Raw genomic sequence first — 17,752 nt, 5'->3', positions numbered from 1 at the left:
CCGACGACGGCTGCGCCAGGCATCCGCGAAGGAGCCACCGCTTTGAAACTCGCCAGGATTCTTGCCACCGCCGCCGCTGCCGCCGCACTGATGGGGCCGCTGCCGGCCCATGCTGCTCCGGCCGCCGGCGGAGACAGTGCCAGCCCGGACATCGCGGGCGGTGCCACCACGACGATTTCGGCGGCACCCTACGCGGCGCAGATTTCCTTCGACGCCACGGGGACCAATGTGGGCTGCACAGGCAGCCAGATCTCGGCGAACTGGGTCATCACCGCCAAGCACTGCGATTCCCCGTCGCTGCAGTCGGTGCGGCTGGGCACCACGTATCTGGAGACCGGCGGCACGGTGAAGACGGTTGCCGGCCGTTATGCCTCCAGCACGGGGGATGTCCTGCTCCTTAAGCTCTCCACCCCGCATTACGGCTCCTATGTGGGCCTGTCCGGCAGCGTCCCCGCCACCGGTGCTGCCGCCAAGGTCTATGGCTGGGGCGACCAGACCGAGGGCGCCGGAACCATGTCCTACACCTTCAAAACCGCGAACGTCACCGTGGCGGGCCAGGGCAGCGACACGTATGGGGGCGTCTCGGTGCGCACCCAGTCGCAATCCGGCCACACGCTGGGCGGCGACTCCGGCGGGCCCCTGGTGGTGAACGGCAAGCTGGTGGGTGTGTTGTCGACATCGAGCATTCTGCCCACACCCAACCCGTCAACGTTTACCCGCTACTACAACGACCACGCCTCGGTGGCCCGCAACCTCAGCTGGATCACCAGCGTCTCCGGGGTGGCTGGCTCGTAAGGCTCCGGAACAGAACCATCGGCGGCCGGCTCCCCCCAAGGGGCCGGCCGCCGTTTTGTCGCCGCCAGCCACGCTGGCGGCGCATGTTCGCTGAGGGCAGACGTTACTGCCGTCCGGATCGGCCTAAAAGGTTCCTTTCACAAAGTTGAGCGTTGTAGACTCAACTTAGAATTTCCGCCCCTGAAAGGAGCCCTCGTTGGACGTCAAATTCACCACCAAGAGCCAGGAGGCCCTCTCGGCCGCCGCCATGAACGCCTCCACCGCCGGAAACCCCCAGGTGGAGCCCGCCCACCTGCTCAAGGCGCTGATGGACCAGCGCGACAGCGTGGCTGTGGCGCTGCTGAAGGCAGCCGGCGCCGATCCTGATGCCGTCAGTGTGCAGGCCAGCAGCGCCATCAAGGCCCTGCCCGCAGCATCCGGCGGCTCCACCCAGCAGGCGCAGCTCTCCCGGCCGGCGCTGCAGGCAATCCAGAACGCCAACACCGAGGCCGAAAGCCTGGGCGATACCTACGTCTCCACCGAGGTGCTGCTGTTGGGACTTGCGGCCGGCAGCGACTCCGTCGGACGGATCCTGCGCGACGCCGGCGCCTCCCATGAAGCGCTGCGCGCCGCAGTGCCGGGAGTCCGCGGCGACCGGAAAGTCACCAGCCCGGATCCGGAGAACACGTTCCAGTCGCTCGAAAAATTCGGCACCGACCTCACCGCTATGGCACGGGCAGGCAAACTGGACCCGGTGATCGGGCGGGACACCGAAATCCGCCGGATCGTCCAGGTCCTGAGCCGCCGGACCAAAAACAACCCGGTCATCATTGGCGAGCCGGGCGTGGGCAAGACTGCCGTGGTGGAGGGCCTGGCGCAGCGTATGGTGGCCAACGACGTGCCGGAAAGCCTGCGCGGCAAGACCCTGATCTCCCTGGACCTTGCGTCCATGGTGGCCGGCGCCAAGTACCGCGGCGAGTTCGAGGAGCGGCTGAAAGCCGTCCTGGAGGAGATCCGGAACTCTGACGGCCAGATTGTCACGTTCATCGATGAAATCCATACGGTAGTGGGGGCGGGTGCCACCGGTGAGTCGTCAATGGATGCCGGCAACATGCTCAAGCCGATGCTGGCCCGGGGCGAACTGCGGCTGATCGGTGCGACCACCCTGGATGAGTACCGCGAGAACATCGAAAAGGACCCGGCCCTGGAACGCCGCTTCCAGCAGGTGTACGTGGGCGAGCCCAGCGTGGAGGACACCATTGGCATCCTCCGTGGCCTGAAGGCCCGCTATGAGGCCCACCACAAGGTGACCATCGCCGACTCCGCGCTGGTGGCCGCCGCCGGCCTGTCCAACCGCTACATTTCCGGCCGCCAGCTGCCGGACAAGGCCATTGACCTCGTGGACGAGGCCGCGTCCCGGCTGCGCATGGAAATTGACTCAGCACCGGTGGAAATCGACCAGCTGCGCCGCGCCGTGGACCGGCTGACCATGGAGGAACTGGCCCTTGCCAAGGAGACCGACCAGGCCTCGGTGGAACGCCTGGCCGCGTTGCGGGCTGACAAAGCCGACAAAACCGAGGAACTGGACGGCTTGAACGCCCGCTGGGATGCCGAGAAGGCGGGCCTGAACCGGGTGGGAGACCTCAAAGCCAAACTCGATGGGCTGCGGATAGCCGGCGAGAAGGCCAAACGCGAAAGCGACTGGGAGACCGCATCCCGGATCGAATACGGCGAAATCCCCGCCCTGGAGCACGAACTGAAGGCAGCCGCCGAAGCCGAGGCCGCAGTGACGGACAAGTCAGCCCAGATGGTGGCGGAGCAGGTTACCGCGGACGACATCGCCGAAGTCATCTCGGCCTGGACCGGCATCCCGGCAGGCCGGATGCTGCAGGGCGAAAGCCAGAAGCTGCTCCACATGGAGGACGAGCTGGGGCACCGCCTGATCGGGCAGCAGCAGGCCGTCACTGCGGTTTCGGACGCTGTCCGGCGGGCCCGGGCGGGCGTCAGCGACCCCAACCGCCCCACGGGATCGTTCCTGTTCCTGGGGCCAACCGGCGTGGGGAAAACGGAGCTGGCCAAAGCCCTGGCGGACTTCCTGTTCGACGACGAACGCGCCATGGTGCGCATCGATATGTCCGAGTACAGCGAGAAGCACTCCGTGTCGAGGCTGGTTGGCGCCCCGCCGGGATACGTGGGATACGAGGAGGGCGGCCAGCTGACCGAGGCCGTCCGGCGCCGGCCGTATTCAGTGGTGCTGCTTGATGAGGTGGAAAAAGCCCACCCCGAGGTCTTCGATATCCTCCTGCAGGTGCTGGACGACGGCCGCCTCACCGACGGGCAGGGCCGCACCGTGGACTTCCGCAACGTCATCCTGGTGCTGACCTCGAACCTCGGCAGCCAGTTCCTGGTGGACCAGGCCCTGGACCAGGACGCCAAGCGGAAGGCCGTGATGGCCACCGTAAACGCCGCCTTCAAACCCGAATTCCTGAACCGGCTGGATGAAGTGGTGCTGTTTGACCCACTGAACGTCGAGGAGCTGGCCCGGATTGTGGAGCTGCAGGTGGCGGAAATGGGCCGGCGGCTGCAGGACCGCCGCCTCACCCTGGAGGTCACCGAGGCCGCCAGGTCCTGGCTGGCGCTCTCCGGCTTCGACCCGGCCTACGGCGCCCGCCCGCTCCGCCGGCTGGTGCAGCGCGAGATCGGCGACCGGCTGGCCAAGGCCATCCTCTCCGGCGACATCAGCGATGGTGACACGGTGCTGGTGGATACCGCCGCCGACGTCGACGAGCTCACTGACGGGACCCTGGCTGCGCTCAGTGACCAGGGTGACGGAATTGTGGAGCAGGTCCGCGCCGGCCGCTTCGAAGGGGCCGGGCTTTCCGTGCGGCGGAAGGACTGAGGGCTACGGCAGCACGCTGGCATTGATGACATTGCCGGTGGCCGCCGTGACGTAGCAGTCCACCCGGCGGTCACCGGATGCCCAGCTGGTGCTGCTGGGGTAGCTGCGCTGGAACTCCAGCGTGTAGCCGTCGGCCGCCGGGGACAACCTGGCGGCCCTGCACGCCTCCTGCGCCTTGGCTTTGAGCGCGTCCGAGCCGGGGTAGGTGCCGTCGCCGGGGTAGCGGTACAGCGACACCAGCTGCGCCGAGTGGCCGGTGGTGCACGGCACAACAGTGGCCGTCAGGGCCTCGGGATCGAAGTCGCGGAAACAGTCGCCCAGCGCGTACCCGGCAGGCTCCACGCCTTCTTTCGGGGACTCCAATGCGGTGGGGGCCGGCGTGACCGCCGTTTCCAGGGCGCCGTCCTTGGTTGACCCGTTCGAATCCCGGCCGGAGTTCAGCCACAGCGCCAGCCATACCAGCCCGCCCACCACGAGCAGCAGGACGACGGCGAAGAACACCTTCCACAGGGTTGTCCGGTTGAGTGCCCGGTTCGGCAGCCGTGGTGCGTCAGCCGCGGGCGCCAGGTTGGGGCCCCCGACGGGGCTGCTGCCGCCGCCTGCCGAGGGCGTGCCGGAGGCGGGCGGGGTGGAAGGCCTGGGTGGGACATCCTGGTGGTTCACGGGGTGCACCTTCCTGCGTTTTCCGCACTGCGGGATCCGGTGCGGGCCGTCCCGGCAGCTGTTCTTAAGACTCTACCGAACAAAAAAGCGGGAAACCCGGGGGATCGGCAAGGGGGGGCTGCTGCGATCCGGCTGCGGAGGCCGCGGCTGGCAAGCAGTGGCAGCTTAAAGCATGTAATCTAGGGGTACGACAAATTGACCAAACATTCCGGGGCCTCACTAACGCCAATGGTGACCACCTCCGGTCCGAGTACAAAAGGGGGTCACGCCATGGGGCGCGGCCGTCAAAAGGCAAAAGCTACCAAACAGGCTCGGGACATTAAGTACTATTCCCCGAACACTGACTACACAGCTCTCCAGCGTGAGCTTAAGAGCTCTGAAGTCCGTGCGCCGAGCCGTTTCGCCAACGAACCGGTTGAACCGGACTATTCGGCCTACGTGGACAAGTACGCGGATGATTTGGAAGAAGACGACGACGGGGTACACACCCGCCGCATCGGCTAGTTGTCGCTTGCCGCTCCGGCCTTCGGGCCGCAGTGCTGTGACGCCGCCGCACAGCTGTTCCCGCACGCCCCGCGTGTGACCACAGCGGGTGCGGCGCTTCTTTTCCGGCACCCGGATCCAGAAGGATTCCCCGCGCCGGATGCAGTCAGCTGCCCGCCGCCGGCACCGTACCAACGGCTCGGGTGGCGGTTTTTTTGTGCCTGCCCGGGCGGCTCCGGAATCCGGACAAGGCGCCCGGCCGCTGTTGCGCAGTAAGAGAGCCGGCTCGGGTGGCGGTTTTTTTGTGCCTGCCCGAGCGGCTCCGGAATCCGGGCAAGGCTCCAGGCCGCAGTTGCGCCGCAGCAGCCCTGCTAAAGCTTCGCAGGGCTGCCGCAGCGCAACCGGAAGGTACCGGCCAGGCGGGGTCAGGCGTAGGCGTTGACCAGGCGGACGGCGCCGCCGTCCACGCCCTTGGCGCCCTGGACGTAATCCGGGCCGGTTTTGTCGACAGAGTCGGAGTCGGCCGCAACGGTGCCCATGACCCAGGCCGGCAGGCCACGGTCGTTGAGGCGGGCAACAGCGGCGTCAGCGGCCTGCGGTGAGACGATGGCCACCATGCCCACACCGAGGTTCAGGGTACGCTCGAGGTCCGCCAGCGGGACGTTGCCCAGCTCGGAGACCAGCTTGAAGATGGCGGGAAGTTCCCACGTGGCGCGGTCCACCGTGGCCACCAGGCCCTGCGGCAGGACCCGTGCCAGGTTTGCGGCGAGGCCACCGCCGGTTACGTGGCTGAAGCCGTGGACAGCTGCGCCGCCGCCGGCGGAGGCGCTGACCGGGAAGGTGCGGGCCAGGTCAAGGCAGTCCGCTGCGTAGACGCGGGTGGGCTCCAGTAGTTCCTCGCCCAGCGTGCGGCCCAGCTCGGAAACCTGGCGGTCCAGGGCCCAGCCGGCGTGGTTGATGACACGGCGGACCAGGGAGTAGCCGTTGGAGTGCAGGCCGGAGGACGCCATGCCGATCACCACGTCGCCGGCGCGGACCCGGTCCGGGCCCAGCAGCTGGTCGGCCTCGATCACGCCGGTGGCAGCACCTGCGACGTCGTATTCGTGCTCACCCAGCAGGCCCGGGTGCTCGGCGGTCTCGCCGCCCACCAGTGCGGTGCCCGCCACGGAGCAGGCAGCAGCGATGCCCCGGACGATGTCGGCGATGCGTTCCGGCACCACCTTGCCGCAGGCGATGTAATCGGTCATAAACAGCGGTTCGGCGCCCACCACCACGATGTCGTCCACCACCATGCCCACCAGGTCGAACCCGATGGTGTCGTGGATGTCCATGGCCTGGGCGATGGCCACCTTGGTGCCGACACCGTCCGTGGACGTGGCCAGCAGCGGCTTTTTGTAAGTCAGCAGCTTCGAGACGTCGTAGAGGCCGGCGAAGCCGCCCACCCCGCCGATCACCGAGGAGTTGTGGGTGGCCTTGATGGCACCCTTCATAAGCTCGACGGCGCGGTCGCCGGCTTCAACGTCCACACCTGCGGAGGCGTAGGTGATCTGTCCCTGCTTCTCAGAAGCGGGCCCGGCGGCGGTGTTGGCGGAAGTCATACGGACTCTTTCTTGTCGGCGCCGGCGGCGCTGGCGTGTACGTCAGGCACCATGTCGGCTTCGGTCAGCAGGTTCTCAAATTCGGCGTCCGGGCCGGGATCGCAGCCGGTGGCGCCTGCCTTCTCGGCGGGGTCGTTGTGGGAATCGACGGCCAGGGCTGCAGTCTCGCCGGGAAGGGCGGACGACGACGGCGCGAGGCCACCCAGGTCCGTCCGTTCCAGCAGGTTCTTGCCCAGTTTGTCCGAACCAGGCAGCTCGATGGGGTACTTGCCGGTGAAGCAGGCGGTGCAGAGGCGTTCCCGCGGCTGGCGGGTGGCTCCGATCATGCCGTCCTCGGAGATGTAGGCCAGCGAATCGGCGCCAATGGCCTGGGAAATCTCGTCGATGGTGGCGCCGTTGGCGATCAGCTCCGCGCGGGAGGCGAAGTCGATGCCGTAGAAGCAGGGCCACTGGACGGGCGGGGAGGAGATCTTTACGTGCACGGAGGCGGCGCCGGCTTCGCGGAGCATCCTGACGATGGCCCGCTGGGTGTTGCCGCGGACGATCGAGTCGTCCACCACCACCACACGCTTGCCGCGGATCACGGATTCCAGGGCATTGAGCTTGAGCCGGATACCCAGCTGCCGCAGCGTCTGCGACGGCTGGATGAAGGTCCGCCCCACATAGGAGTTCTTGACGAAACCGTGCGCGAAGGGGATGCCGGATTCCTCGGCGTAGCCCACCGCGGCGGGGGTCCCGGATTCGGGGACCGGGATCACGATGTCGGCCTCCTGGGTGTTTTCGCGGGCCAGCTGGCGGCCCATCTCCACCCGGGACTCATAGACGGAACGGCCCGCGATGGCGGCGTCCGGACGGGCAAGGTAGACGTATTCGAAAACGCAACCGGCCGGCGTCGGCTCCGCAAAGCGCTGGGACCGCACGCCTTCCTCGTCGATGGCGATGAATTCGCCCGGCTCGATCTCGCGGATGAAGCTGGCGCCCACGGTGGCCAGGGCCGACTGTTCGGAGGCCACCACCCAGCCGCGCTCCAGCCGGCCCAGGACCAGCGGGCGGATGCCGTAGGTGTCGCGGGCTGCGTAGAGGGTGCCTTCGTCCATAAACACAAAGCAGAAGCCGCCCTTGATCTTGGGCAGCAGCTCGATTGCCGTCTGCTCAAGGGTCTTTCCGGCTTCGCCTTCAAGCAGCGCGGTGACCAGGGCGGTGTCCGAGGTGTTGCCCTGCTTCATCTCGCCGCTGAGCTGGCCGCCATTGCGCTCACTGATCATGGCGTTGAGCTCGGCCGTGTTGGTCAGGTTGCCGTTGTGGGCCAGTGCCACGGTGCCCGTGGCGGTGGCGCCAAGGGTGGGCTGGGCGTTGGCCCAGTGGCTGGCGCCCGTAGTGGAATAACGGCAGTGGCCGACGGCCAGGTGCCCTGTCAGGGTATTCAACGTCGTCTCGTCAAAGACCTGGGATACCAGGCCCATGTCCTTGTAGACGTTGATGCGTTTGCCGTCGCTGGTAGCGATGCCGGCGGACTCCTGTCCGCGGTGCTGCAACGCATACAGCCCGTAGTAGGTGAGTTTTGCTACTTCTTCACCTGGTGCCCAGACTCCGAAGACGCCACAAGCGTCCTGCGGGCCTTTTTCGCCAGGGAGAAGATCATGGGAAAGTTTTCCATCGCCGCGTGCCACTGGTCGATTATCTCATGAGATGGGGTAGGAGATTTCCGGTGGCCCGTTTATGACTGCGGATCGGTGTCCGGCTCGGAATCCGGCACGGCCTCCACCGTTGCGCGCTGCTGCCGCTTCACGCTGCGGCGGTCCAGGACCAGGGCCAGCACGGCGCCCAGGATTGCGCCGCCGGCGCCGAACATCACCATAAAGAAGCCAAACACGGCGCCCGGATCGAAGCTCTGGTCACCGGGCAGGCCGTACGCCACCACCGCGGCGGCGCCGGCGCCCACCAGTGCCCCCAGGATCAGGAACGGCACATACTTGGGTGCACGGCGGACGGTTACTTCCCGCCGCTCGGCCGGGGGTTGGTTCAAAGACATGCCATCAAGCCTACATTCGCTCCCCCGTTGCCCTATCACTTATGGCTCCTAAAACCGACGGATGGCGACCATAAGTGATAGCGCAACGGGCGGGTATCAGCTGCCGCGGTACGTGGAGTACGCGAAGGGGCTCAGGAGGAGCGGCACGTGGTAGTGCTCGGGCCCGGAGACTTCAAAAACCAGGTCCACCTCGGGGAAGAACGTTGCCGTCGCCAGCCCGGCGTAATAGGAGCCGGTGGCAAAGTTGAGCCGGTAGTGCCCGGGTTCGAGCTGCCCGGGTCCCAGGTCCTTGGCCCTGCCGTCGGCGTCGGTGGTGGAGCGGGCCAGCTCCTGCCAGGTTCCGGCGTCCTTTGCATAGAGCACGACGGCGACTCCCGCCGCGGGGCGGCCGGCGCCGGTGTCCAGGATGTGGGTGGTGACGTGGGAGACGCTCACTCGCTGATCAGTCCTTCGAGCCGAAGTACGGCAATCTCGCGCAGCTGCTGCGCCACAATGGTGTCTTCCTCGGCGGGGGAGTTGGCAAGCCGGCGGTTCAGGGAATCAAGGATCTCCGGGGCGGTGCGTCCGGCCGCGCGGATCAGGAAGACCCGGCCGAACTTCTCCTCGTACTCCCTGTTGCCGTGGGCGAGGGCTGTCGCGGCGTCGGCGTCGGCAGGGTCCACCCCGGCCTGTTCGGACCGGGACATGGCCGCTTCGGTTCCGGCCGCCGTCGGGCGTTCCCCGATCCGCGGGTGGTGGGCGAGGGCAGCTTCGACCTCGGCGGCGCTGAATGGATCGGCCGCCGAGGAGGCGAACTCGAGGAGGGCGGCCTTGGACGCGAAGGGGCGGGCCGCGGCCACGGCGTCCACCCAGCGTGTGACGTCGACGCAGGGCCGGAGGGTGGTGGCGGCGGCGGAGGGATCCGCGGCGTTAAATTCGGCAAGCTTCATGCTGGCTGCTTCCTTGGAATGCTGGCATCCATGGTGACGGCTATGCGGAGGCCGGAGTTCCCGGCACCCATCGGCTTGCGCACGCCAGGCTTCCGCATCATGGAACTGTTATTTCAGCATACGTAATATTGAAGGCCAGGGTGCGGTGCCGTGTCAAGAGGCTACAGCAAGGCGTCCGGGCATTGGGTATCATCACCGGAAGGGGCCTTGCCCCGTTGGCAACAACTTGGGGAGCAACTGAAACATGAACGGGACAGCTGTGCAGATGCTGACCGGTGACGACGCGGTGCGTGACTCTGACCTGCAGGAATACGGACTGCTGCCGAAAAGCGGCACCAAAGTTCCGGCCCTCCTGGACGGCCGGGCGCAGACTTCGCTGGACAATCTTGTCCGGCTGGCGGCGTCGCTTTGCGGGGTGCCGTACAGCGTCGTCAACATCATCACCGCCGATCAGCAACTGCAGATCGCCGCTTCAGGCGTGAACGCCGGGATCTGCTCCCGCGAGGACTCGATGTGCGCGGCCGTTTTCCTCAGTGGATCAACCACGGTGGTTCAGGACGCGTCCACGGATCCGAGGTTCGCGGGCAACCCCTTTGTGACAGGTGAAATTGCCGAAGTGCGTTTCTACGCATCGGTCCCGCTGGAGACGTCGGAAGGGCTGGTGCTGGGCTCGCTGTGCGTCTTTTCCGACCAGATGCACGCGCCGTCCGTGGAACAGATCGACCTCTTGGAGGTGCTGGCCCGGCAGGTGGTTGAACTCCTGGAACTGCAGCACCGCACGCTGCAGCTTAACAATGCCCTCGAGGAGCTGCAGCGCAGCAACACCATGCTGGCGGAATTTGCCGGCCGCGTCAGCCACGACCTGCGGACCCCGCTCACCACCATCCTGGGCTACGTGGAGCTGGCGGAGGACGACCCCGATATCCCGGCGGGCCACCCGGCGGCCGAGTACCTGGACTACATCGGCAGCGGCGGCCGCAGGATGCTGGGCACCCTGGAGGACGTGCTGAACTACTCCCGGGCCAACGGCGCCTTGAACCGCGAGCGGGTGTCATTGCTGGCCGTGGCCGCCGAAGCCGCCCAGGACCTGGGCCTGGATCTTGGCGGGGCCAGCGGCATCACCTGCGAGGACGCGGAAATGTTCGCCGACAGGGCGCAGCTGCGGACCCTGGTCCAGAACCTCCTGGCCAACTCCCTGAACTACAGCAGCAGCAGCCGGGAGCTCCAGGTGCTCATCAGCGCCACCAGGAAGGCCCGGGGCGTCATCCTGCACGTCGCGGACAACGGCAAGGGCATCAGCCCCGAAGACCGGGAACGGGCAGTGGAGCCGCTGGTCCGCCTCCGGCGGCCGGGCGACGGCGCGGGAACCGGACTGGGTCTGGCCACCTGCGAGCGCATCGCCCAGGCCCACGGCGGGGACCTGCTGATCAGCGGGACACCGGGCGGCGGCGCCACGGTGTCGGTGCTGTTCCCAACGGGTAACTAGGGCCGGCCGGCTCCCGGCGCCCAGCAGGCGCCCGGTCCTGGCGAGCCCGGGACCGGGCGCGGACTAAGTCTGTGCCGATGTCCGGGACAGTACCCAGGTGTTGGTGCCGTCCTGCCGCTCAAAGGTCACGGTGGTCACGAGGGCCTGGATCAGCGCGAGCCCGCGGCCGGACTCGGCTTCCTCGCCGGGGGTGGCCGGTTCCATCGGGCCGAACGGCGGCTTGGCGTTGAAGGCGCTCACACGGGCCTGCAGGAAGGTGGGCTGGACGGTGATGTCCACGCCCAGCTCCACGGCGTCCCGGCCGGCCGGCTCGGCATGCTGGACGATGTTGGACGCGGACTCGATGACCGCCGTCGTAAAGGTCATCTGGTCCATGTCGTGCACAAAGGGGACGTCCAGCCAGAGGCTGTCCAGGTCGTTGTGGACGGACTCGATGGCGTCGTCGGCGGCGGGCCCGCGGAAGCTGCGGGAGGCGAGGACCTCAGTCATTGCCGAACGCCTGCTCGGCGGAAGGGTAGGCCGTGAGGACCTTGTCCATGCTGGTGAGCTCCAGGACCATCCGGACCTGCGGCTGGACCGCGGCGATGCGGAGGTCGCCGCCGGCCTGCCGTGCGGCCTTGAGGCAGCCGATGAGCGCGCCAAGGCCTGAGGAGTCCATAAAGGCAGTGTTTTCGAGGTTGACCACAATCCGGTTGGACCCGCCGGCGATCACATCGGTGACGAACTCGCGCAGCTTGGGGGCAGAGACCATGTTCAGCCGCCCGTCCGCCTTCACTTCCGCATACGAGTCCTTGACCTCATAGCTAAATTCCATCAGGATTCCCTCTCTGTTGCTGCAGGTTCTGCGGCCGGTTCGTAACCCTTGTAGAGCACGGCGCGGACCAGGATACTCATCACCACCAGGTCGAAGATGACCCAGGCGACGTTGACCAGTGTGCCCAGCGGTTCCGCCAGGCCGGTGGCAAGGCGGATGATTCCGACGACGGCGGCCACCGCCAGCAGGATCGCCACCACAATCTGGGGCTGGATCAGGCTCCAGCTGGGACCACCGCTTTGGCGGTTCTTGGGGGTGACGGCGAACCCGAGGGGACGGCCGAACCAGACGTTCCGGGCCGCCGTCGAGCAGGCCTTGATCCACGTTGGGAACAGCGCCAGGCTGTACTGCTGGCCCCGCCAGGTGGGGATGCCGCGGCCGGCCACGGCGAACAGGATCTGGTTGACCACCATAAAGGGGATAAAGCGGATGAAGAAGTCCCAGCTGAGGCTGGTGACCGGCAGGATGCCCAGCAGGAGGTAGATGATGGGGGCCGCGAAGTAGATGACTGCCGCGTAGCCGCTCAGGTACGTCCACATGGTGGCGAAGTACATCAGCCGCTGGCCAAGCTTCAGGCCCTTCTGCACCAGCGGGTTTTCCCGGAGCAGCACCTGGATGGTGCCCTGGGCCCAGCGGAGCCGCTGCGTCAGCATGGTCTGCAGGTCCTCCGGCGCGAGGCCGTAGGCCAGCACCTCGTGGTGGTAGACGCTCTCCCAGCCCATGCCGTGCATCCGCATCGCCGTGGCCATGTCCTCGGTGACGGAGATGGTGGCCAGCGGCATCACGGGCTGGGCCTCGTCGTTGCGTTCCACGGACAGCGCGTCGAGGACCGCCTGGACTGATTCCAGGGCGCCCAGCGGGGACCAGTCGCGGGCGGACATCCGCTGCACGGCATCGTCCGCAACGACCGGGACCCCGGAGTCGCCCACGTGGGCGAGTTCCATGGCGGCGATCTCCTCAAGGTCGGACTGCAGCGCTTCGACGTCCGCCAGCACCAGGGTCTGCACGGCGCTGTCCACCCGGCGCCGGACCCGGTAGGTGAGCTCGCTGAGGGACTGGCCGTCGTCGAGCTGCCGTTGGGCCTCGACGGTGGCCGCTTCAACTTCGTCAAGGACCTGGGCCACCAGGGGCGCTTGCACGTCAGCGGATTTCCGGGCCTGCCGGATGGCGGAGCGGGATGCTGCCAGGGCCCGGCGGATGCTCTTCTCGGTTTCCTTGACGTACCCCACCAGGCCCAGCTGCATCAGGGCCTCGCGGCGCAGGATGGCGTTGGAGCCGCAGAAGAAGGCAGCGTTCCAGCCGTCCTTGCCCTGCTGGATGGGCCCGTAAAAGAGGGGCGCCTGGCTGCCCAGGGGGTCGCTGGCGGGGACGTTGCTGAAGTACTGCGGGGTCTGGACCAGGGCGACTTTGTCGCTGGTGAAGTAACCCAGCGTCTTTTCCAGGATGTCCGGTTCCGGGATCTGGTCCGCGTCCAGGATGAGCAGGAACTCGCCGTGGGTAACCATCAGCGCGTTGTTCAGGTTGCCGGCCTTGGCGTGGCGGGGAACGTTGGCGGTCCAGTCCCCGCTGCGGGTCACGTAGCCCAGCCCGTGCTCCTCGGCCAGGGCCTTGAGTTCCGGGCGGGCGCCGTCGTCCAGGATCCAGGTGCTGTGCGGGTGCCTGATCCGCTGCGCAGCAAGGGCCGTGGTCATCACCATGTCCAGGTCTTCGTTGTACGTGGTGATAAAAACATCAACGGTGGCGTCCGCGGGCGCCACCGGGGCGGCCTTGCGGAGCTTCAGCCGCCAGACGGTCATGCCGAACAGCATCACGTCGATCAGGCTGTAGGTTTCCGCGATCACCAGGGGCAGCGCAATCCACCAGGCTTCCCAGTTCAAGGACGCCATCCAGCGCCAGCCGATGTAGTTCAGCCCCGTGATGACGGTCAGCACCACCACCAGCCGGGTCCAGAACCGGGTCATGCCGCCGCACCTTCGGGCAGCCGCCGGACCACCACCACGGTGACGTCGTCCTCGGCGGTATCGGCGGGGGCCAGGGCCATGATGGCGCCGCTGGCGGACTGGGCCGATTCCTGGTTCTGCGCCGCTTCGAGCACGGCGGCGGTGAACGCTTCCACGGACTCGAAGACATCCAGGACGCCGTCGCTCACCACCACCAGGGAGTCACCGGGCGCCAGGAGCAGGTCCGACTGCGGCCATTGGGTTCCCGCCCAGGCACCCACGGGCGGTCCTCCGGAGGGAAGCCGGCGGGCCGTGCCGCCGGCCTGGATGTGCAGCGCGAGTCCGTGCCCGGCATCCACGTAGCTGACGGTCCCGGTGGCAGCGGCCAGCCGGGCGTGGAACAGGGTGACAAAGGAATTGGAGGAGTCCAGGTCCGTGGCGATCGCCTTGCTGGCGGCGGCGAACGCGCCATCCAGGTCCTGCCGGCGGCCGGTGGAGCGCATCACGGCCCGGACGGTGGCGGCGATCAGGGCGGCGCCCATGCCCTTGCCCATGGCGTCCGCGAAGGTCAGGTGCAGGCCGTCAGGGGTCTGGTACCAGTCGTAGAAGTCCCCGCCAACGCTGCGGGAGGGCCTGAACAGGCCGGCGACGTCATAGCCCGCCACCCGGATGTCTTCCTTGGGCAGCAGGCTTTGCTGCACTTCGGTGGCCCTTTGCAGTTCGCTCCGGGACGCCGAATCGGCCTCGGCGGAGGGCCTGCGCCGGAACAGGGCGTTGATCCGGGACTGCAGTTCGCGGGGGCTGAAGGGTTTGCTGATGTATTCGTCGGCGCCGTTGTCCAGGCCGGTCAGTTTGTCCAGTTCATCGGCGCGTGCGGTGAGCATCACGATGAAGGCATCGGAAAACTCGCGGAGCAACTTGCAGACTTCCAGCCCGTCGATGTCCGGCAGGTTCAGGTCGAGGGTGACCAGGTCAGGCTGTTGCAGGCGGACTTCGGCCACGCCGGCCATCCCGGTGCCGGCATGAGTGACCTCGAACCCCTGCTTGGCCAGGACCCGGACCAGCAGGCCGCGGATGTCGGGGTCATCCTCGATGACGACGGCACGGCGGAGTTCGGTGGGAGAGACCATAGGTCTACTTCTACCGCATTAAGGCCCGCGCGGCATGCAAAGTGCCCCTACCGCACCGAAATCGTAGTAACGGTGCCGGGCCCGGCGCGGAGGCGGCAGGGAGTCTTGTGGCAATCTTTGCGTCCGCTTGGCCTGACGTTGAGCCTGGGCGGAGACACTCGGATCCTGGCGCAGCTTTCCTGCAGACCGGGCCGACGGCGGCCCCACCTGAAGCTGGGCCGCTTGGGGAAGGGGCGGGACAGCCATGGGAAAGAACAGGAACCAGCGGACCACGGTGGGTAGCCGGGCAAAACTGGCGGACACGCAGCCGACGGCGGCCGGCGGGCCCGGCGCCGCGAGTGCGGCCGGAGCGCCAGGCGGCAGCCCGGCGTCGGCCGCTGCCCGGCTGCCGGTTGAGGCCGGGCAACAACCGCAGAAGGCCGGTGGCCGCCATGCGGCGCCCGGAATCCACGACGAAACCGCAGCGGAAGGCACTGCCTTGCCGGGGCGGAACCCCCGGCACGCTGGCGCCTCCGAAGGGACGGGTGCGCAGGCAGGTCCTGGGCCCGCGCCGGCGATGGCCGGCGGGAACGGCCCCGCCGCAGATGCCCCGGGGCCGGGTGGGCCGCCCAGGGCCGGTGGGAAGTTGCAGGCGCTCCGGCGGCTCTTCTCCCACTCCCGCAGGGTGCGGGCAGCGGCGAAGGCCCTGTCGCGGGCGCTGGCCGAGTCCCGTGAGGTTTCCAGCTGGCCGGGTGACCGGCTGATGGTGGGCGCGGAGATCTCGGACCGGGTGGAACTGCTGACGCGCCGGCTGAAGCTTGAGACAGAGGCGCACCACCGGTTCGCGGAACCCTTCAGGTCTCCGGGCGGGAGCCGTTCCATCCCGGCGCTCTAGGTGGCACACTTGGAGGCAATCGAGTGGCTGGGGCGTACCGGGTCAGGAGATTGCCGTGGACTATACGGGGTGGGCTTACTTCATCGCCGGGCTGATCACGGCTGATGCCCTCCTGCTGGCCTTGTGGGCCATCGACGAGGACTGGCCGGGCAAATGGTGGAAGAAGCCGTGACCGGCGGTCCTGTCAGTCAAGGTCCAACCGCATCAGGACCCGTGGAAATCCGTTGAGCACGGACGTGGTGTCCGCGGCCTTTCGGAATCCCGCGTCGGCGAACAGCTTCCGCGTCCCCACGTACGCCATGGTGAGGTCCACCTTGGCGCCGGCGTTGTCCACCGGGTAGCCCTCGATGGCTGGCGCCCCGTAGCTCCGGGCCAGGTCCACTGCCCCTGCCAGCAGCGCGTGGGAGATGCCCTTCTTCCGGTGCCCGGGCCGCACCCGGATGCACCAGACGGACCATACCGCCAGTTCGTCCACGTGCGGGATCCGCCGGTTCCCGGCAAAGCTGGTGTCCGCGCGGGGGTGCACCGCTGCCCACCCCACTGCCTCGCCGCCGTCGTACGCCAGGACACCCGGCGGCGGGTCCTGGCGCACCAGCGTCCGGACCAGGTCGCCGCGTTCAGTCCCGTGCAGCTGCTGGTTCTCCTTCGATGGGATGCGGTAGCTCAGGCACCAGCACACGTTGGCATCGGGCCGCTTGGGCCCCACCATGGTCCGGACATCGTCGAAAACGGTCGCCGGACGGACCTCGATCGCCATCCGGCCATCCTGCCACCGGGCCTGCGGCCGGGCAACAGCCGGGGTGGGCGCGGAGGGAACAGCAACGGGTGATCGGCGCCTGGATCCTTCTCGGCGGGTCGGGGATGGTTTTCAACTGTCCCGGGTGTGCTGCGCCCCGCCTGAGCCCGCCCCATTCCGGCGGTAGGCAAAACCCCGCAGGGTGCAGCGTGACGGGGCTTCCTGCGAAGGGCTGCCAGTCACCATATACTCCGAACATGCTAATTGTGCTCCCAGTCCAAGGCGCCCACGCCCAAAAGCCAGCCCCCAGCCACCTTGGGGACCAGCTGTGAGCGGGGGCCTGGTTGCGCTCCTTGATGACGTGGCCGCGCTGGCCCGCATCGCCGCCGCGTCCGTGGACGACATAGCCGCGGGCGCCGCCAAGGCCGGGGCCAAAGCCGCCGGTGTGGTCATCGACGACGCCGCAGTCACCCCGCAGTACGTCTCCGGGGCCGATCCGTCCCGCGAATTGCCCATGATCAAGCGGATTTTCTGGGGTTCGCTCCGGAACAAGCTGCTCATCATCCTGCCGGCGCTGCTGCTTATCAGCGCCTTTATCCCCGCGGTGATCCCGTTCATCCTGATGCTGGGCGGAACGTACCTCTGCTACGAGGGTGCCGAGAAGGTCTGGCACAAGTTCTTCGGCCACCACGCGGCTGCCGAAGACCAACCTGCGGTTGACCGGGGACCCGGGGCCGAAGCAAAGGTGGTCAAGGGCGCCATCACCACCGACTTCATCCTGTCCTGCGAGATTATGGTCATCTCCATGACCGAAGTGGCCGATGAGTCACTGTGGGTCCGGGCCCTCATCCTGGTGGTTGTTGCGTTTGCGATCACGGTCCTCGTTTACGGCGCCGTGGCGCTGATCGTCAAAATGGACGACATCGGGCTGCACCTGAGCGCCAAGGACTCGGCCGGTTCCAAGCGTTTCGGCGGACTGCTGGTCAAGGGGATGCCTGCGGTCCTGGCTACCATCACCCTGGTGGGGACAGTGGCCATGCTGTGGGTCGGTGGCCACATCATGGTGCAGGGCGCGCACGATCTCGGCTGGCACCAGCCCTACGACCTGATCCACACCCTGGAGGCCCCTTTCGCGGGGATCGCGGTGGTGGGCGGCTTCCTGGGCTGGTTGGTGAACACGCTGTGCTCCGCCGTCGTGGGGCTGGCGTGGGGCCTGCTGGTGATGGTTGTGGTGCAGCCGCTCCTGAAGGCACTGCCCTTCGGCAAAGGCAAAAACGATGACGCGCACGGGGAAGGCGACGCCCACTCGGCGGCCGCCGGCCATCAGGCGGCGGAACGGGACTCCGGCCACATGCCGTAAGCTTCGGCACACCGAAAACGCCCTCCTCCTTTCT

17 protein-coding genes are annotated in these 17,752 nt (G+C 67.5%); 6 read left to right on the top strand and 11 right to left on the bottom strand.

What is annotated here, in order from left to right:
* Positions 1-42 precede the first annotated feature (42 nt).
* Positions 43-795, top strand: a complete 753-nt coding sequence (locus tag QRN07_RS04990; RefSeq protein WP_050686975.1) for a S1 family peptidase — start codon at positions 43-45, stop codon at positions 793-795.
* 196 nt (positions 796-991) lie between these two features.
* Positions 992-3,673, top strand: a complete 2,682-nt coding sequence (gene clpB / locus QRN07_RS04985) for an ATP-dependent chaperone ClpB (RefSeq protein ID WP_285240511.1) — start codon at positions 992-994, stop codon at positions 3,671-3,673.
* Positions 3,674-3,676: 3 nt separating this feature from the next.
* Here the strand turns inward: clpB and QRN07_RS04980 are convergent, their stop codons facing one another.
* Positions 3,677-4,336 (bottom strand): septum formation family protein, encoded by a 660-nt coding sequence (locus tag QRN07_RS04980; RefSeq protein WP_285240510.1) that lies wholly within the window; start codon positions 4,334-4,336, stop codon positions 3,677-3,679.
* 270 nt (positions 4,337-4,606) lie between these two features.
* Between QRN07_RS04980 and QRN07_RS04975 the strand changes: the two genes are divergently transcribed.
* Positions 4,607-4,840: a DUF3073 domain-containing protein gene (locus QRN07_RS04975; RefSeq protein ID WP_050686970.1), complete on the top strand. Its 234-nt coding sequence runs from the start codon at positions 4,607-4,609 to the stop codon at positions 4,838-4,840.
* A gap of 404 nt (positions 4,841-5,244) precedes the next feature.
* On the opposite strand, the gene purM is transcribed toward QRN07_RS04975, so the two are convergent.
* The 5 genes from purM to uraD form a co-directional block, all read right to left on the bottom strand.
* Complete coding sequence (purM, locus tag QRN07_RS04970; protein ID WP_285240509.1) at positions 5,245-6,417, bottom strand: phosphoribosylformylglycinamidine cyclo-ligase; 1,173 nt, start codon at positions 6,415-6,417, stop codon at positions 5,245-5,247.
* Positions 6,414-8,087, bottom strand: a complete 1,674-nt coding sequence (gene purF / locus QRN07_RS04965) for an amidophosphoribosyltransferase (protein WP_050686966.1) — start codon at positions 8,085-8,087, stop codon at positions 6,414-6,416. The genes purM and purF overlap by 4 nt, the downstream gene beginning before the upstream one ends.
* A 47-nt stretch (positions 8,088-8,134) precedes the next feature.
* On the bottom strand, positions 8,135-8,449 hold the full coding sequence (locus QRN07_RS04960) for a hypothetical protein (protein ID WP_050686964.1): 315 nt from the start codon (positions 8,447-8,449) through the stop codon (positions 8,135-8,137).
* 96 nt (positions 8,450-8,545) lie between these two features.
* On the bottom strand, positions 8,546-8,884 hold the full coding sequence (gene uraH, locus QRN07_RS04955) for a hydroxyisourate hydrolase (RefSeq protein ID WP_285240508.1): 339 nt from the start codon (positions 8,882-8,884) through the stop codon (positions 8,546-8,548).
* Positions 8,881-9,378: a 2-oxo-4-hydroxy-4-carboxy-5-ureidoimidazoline decarboxylase gene (uraD, locus tag QRN07_RS04950; RefSeq protein ID WP_285240507.1), complete on the bottom strand. Its 498-nt coding sequence runs from the start codon at positions 9,376-9,378 to the stop codon at positions 8,881-8,883. Before uraD ends, uraH begins: the two co-directional genes overlap by 4 nt.
* A 244-nt stretch (positions 9,379-9,622) precedes the next feature.
* On the opposite strand from uraD, the gene QRN07_RS04945 reads away from it, so the two are divergent.
* The gene (locus QRN07_RS04945; RefSeq protein ID WP_285240506.1) at positions 9,623-10,864 is read left to right on the top strand and encodes a GAF domain-containing sensor histidine kinase; all 1,242 of its coding nucleotides are present in this window, start codon (positions 9,623-9,625) and stop codon (positions 10,862-10,864) included.
* A gap of 63 nt (positions 10,865-10,927) precedes the next feature.
* On the opposite strand, the gene QRN07_RS04940 is transcribed toward QRN07_RS04945, so the two are convergent.
* Genes QRN07_RS04940 through QRN07_RS04925 form a run of 4 tightly spaced genes read right to left on the bottom strand, consistent with a single transcriptional unit; the run spans position 10,928 to position 14,748 of the window.
* Positions 10,928-11,353, bottom strand: coding sequence for an ATP-binding protein (locus QRN07_RS04940; RefSeq protein WP_056595526.1), 426 nt, complete (start codon positions 11,351-11,353; stop codon positions 10,928-10,930).
* Positions 11,346-11,678: an STAS domain-containing protein gene (locus tag QRN07_RS04935; protein WP_050686954.1), complete on the bottom strand. Its 333-nt coding sequence runs from the start codon at positions 11,676-11,678 to the stop codon at positions 11,346-11,348. Before QRN07_RS04935 ends, QRN07_RS04940 begins: the two co-directional genes overlap by 8 nt.
* Complete coding sequence (locus QRN07_RS04930) at positions 11,678-13,639, bottom strand: glycosyltransferase family 2 protein (protein WP_285240505.1); 1,962 nt, start codon at positions 13,637-13,639, stop codon at positions 11,678-11,680. Before QRN07_RS04930 ends, QRN07_RS04935 begins: the two co-directional genes overlap by 1 nt.
* The gene (locus QRN07_RS04925) at positions 13,636-14,748 is read right to left on the bottom strand and encodes a PP2C family protein-serine/threonine phosphatase (RefSeq protein WP_056595517.1); all 1,113 of its coding nucleotides are present in this window, start codon (positions 14,746-14,748) and stop codon (positions 13,636-13,638) included. Before QRN07_RS04925 ends, QRN07_RS04930 begins: the two co-directional genes overlap by 4 nt.
* A gap of 244 nt (positions 14,749-14,992) precedes the next feature.
* Here QRN07_RS04925 and QRN07_RS04920 point away from each other — a divergent pair, with 244 nt between their 5' ends.
* On the top strand, positions 14,993-15,622 hold the full coding sequence (locus QRN07_RS04920) for a hypothetical protein (RefSeq protein WP_285240504.1): 630 nt from the start codon (positions 14,993-14,995) through the stop codon (positions 15,620-15,622).
* 184 nt (positions 15,623-15,806) lie between these two features.
* Here QRN07_RS04920 and QRN07_RS04915 read toward each other — a convergent pair whose 3' ends face one another.
* Positions 15,807-16,379: a GNAT family N-acetyltransferase gene (locus tag QRN07_RS04915; protein WP_056595514.1), complete on the bottom strand. Its 573-nt coding sequence runs from the start codon at positions 16,377-16,379 to the stop codon at positions 15,807-15,809.
* Between the two features lie 307 nt (positions 16,380-16,686).
* On the opposite strand from QRN07_RS04915, the gene QRN07_RS04910 reads away from it, so the two are divergent.
* Positions 16,687-17,718 (top strand): DUF808 domain-containing protein, encoded by a 1,032-nt coding sequence (locus QRN07_RS04910; RefSeq protein WP_285240503.1) that lies wholly within the window; start codon positions 16,687-16,689, stop codon positions 17,716-17,718.
* Positions 17,719-17,752 lie beyond the last annotated feature (34 nt).

The sequence above is a fragment of the Pseudarthrobacter sp. MEB009 genome (assembly GCF_030208875.1).
Lineage (GTDB): Bacteria > Actinomycetota > Actinomycetes > Actinomycetales > Micrococcaceae > Arthrobacter.
This window is presented reverse-complemented; position numbering and strand designations above follow the sequence as displayed.

Excerpts from the sequence above, each read along its gene's own strand:
- purM (WP_285240509.1), bottom strand. The coding sequence starts at position 6,417 with ATGACTTCCGCCAACACCGCCGCCGGGCCCGCTTCTGAGAAGCAGGGA.
- uraD (WP_285240507.1), bottom strand. The coding sequence starts at position 9,378 with ATGAAGCTTGCCGAATTTAACGCCGCGGATCCCTCCGCCGCCGCCACC.
- QRN07_RS04940 (WP_056595526.1), bottom strand. The coding sequence starts at position 11,353 with ATGACTGAGGTCCTCGCCTCCCGCAGCTTCCGCGGGCCCGCCGCCGAC.
- QRN07_RS04975 (WP_050686970.1), top strand. The coding sequence starts at position 4,607 with ATGGGGCGCGGCCGTCAAAAGGCAAAAGCTACCAAACAGGCTCGGGAC.
- QRN07_RS04960 (WP_050686964.1), bottom strand. The coding sequence starts at position 8,449 with ATGTCTTTGAACCAACCCCCGGCCGAGCGGCGGGAAGTAACCGTCCGC.
- QRN07_RS04925 (WP_056595517.1), bottom strand. The coding sequence starts at position 14,748 with ATGGTCTCTCCCACCGAACTCCGCCGTGCCGTCGTCATCGAGGATGAC.
- QRN07_RS04935 (WP_050686954.1), bottom strand. The coding sequence starts at position 11,678 with ATGGAATTTAGCTATGAGGTCAAGGACTCGTATGCGGAAGTGAAGGCG.
- QRN07_RS04915 (WP_056595514.1), bottom strand. The coding sequence starts at position 16,379 with ATGGCGATCGAGGTCCGTCCGGCGACCGTTTTCGACGATGTCCGGACC.
- QRN07_RS04945 (WP_285240506.1), top strand. The coding sequence starts at position 9,623 with ATGAACGGGACAGCTGTGCAGATGCTGACCGGTGACGACGCGGTGCGT.
- QRN07_RS04920 (WP_285240504.1), top strand. The coding sequence starts at position 14,993 with ATGGGAAAGAACAGGAACCAGCGGACCACGGTGGGTAGCCGGGCAAAA.
- QRN07_RS04930 (WP_285240505.1), bottom strand. The coding sequence starts at position 13,639 with ATGACCCGGTTCTGGACCCGGCTGGTGGTGGTGCTGACCGTCATCACG.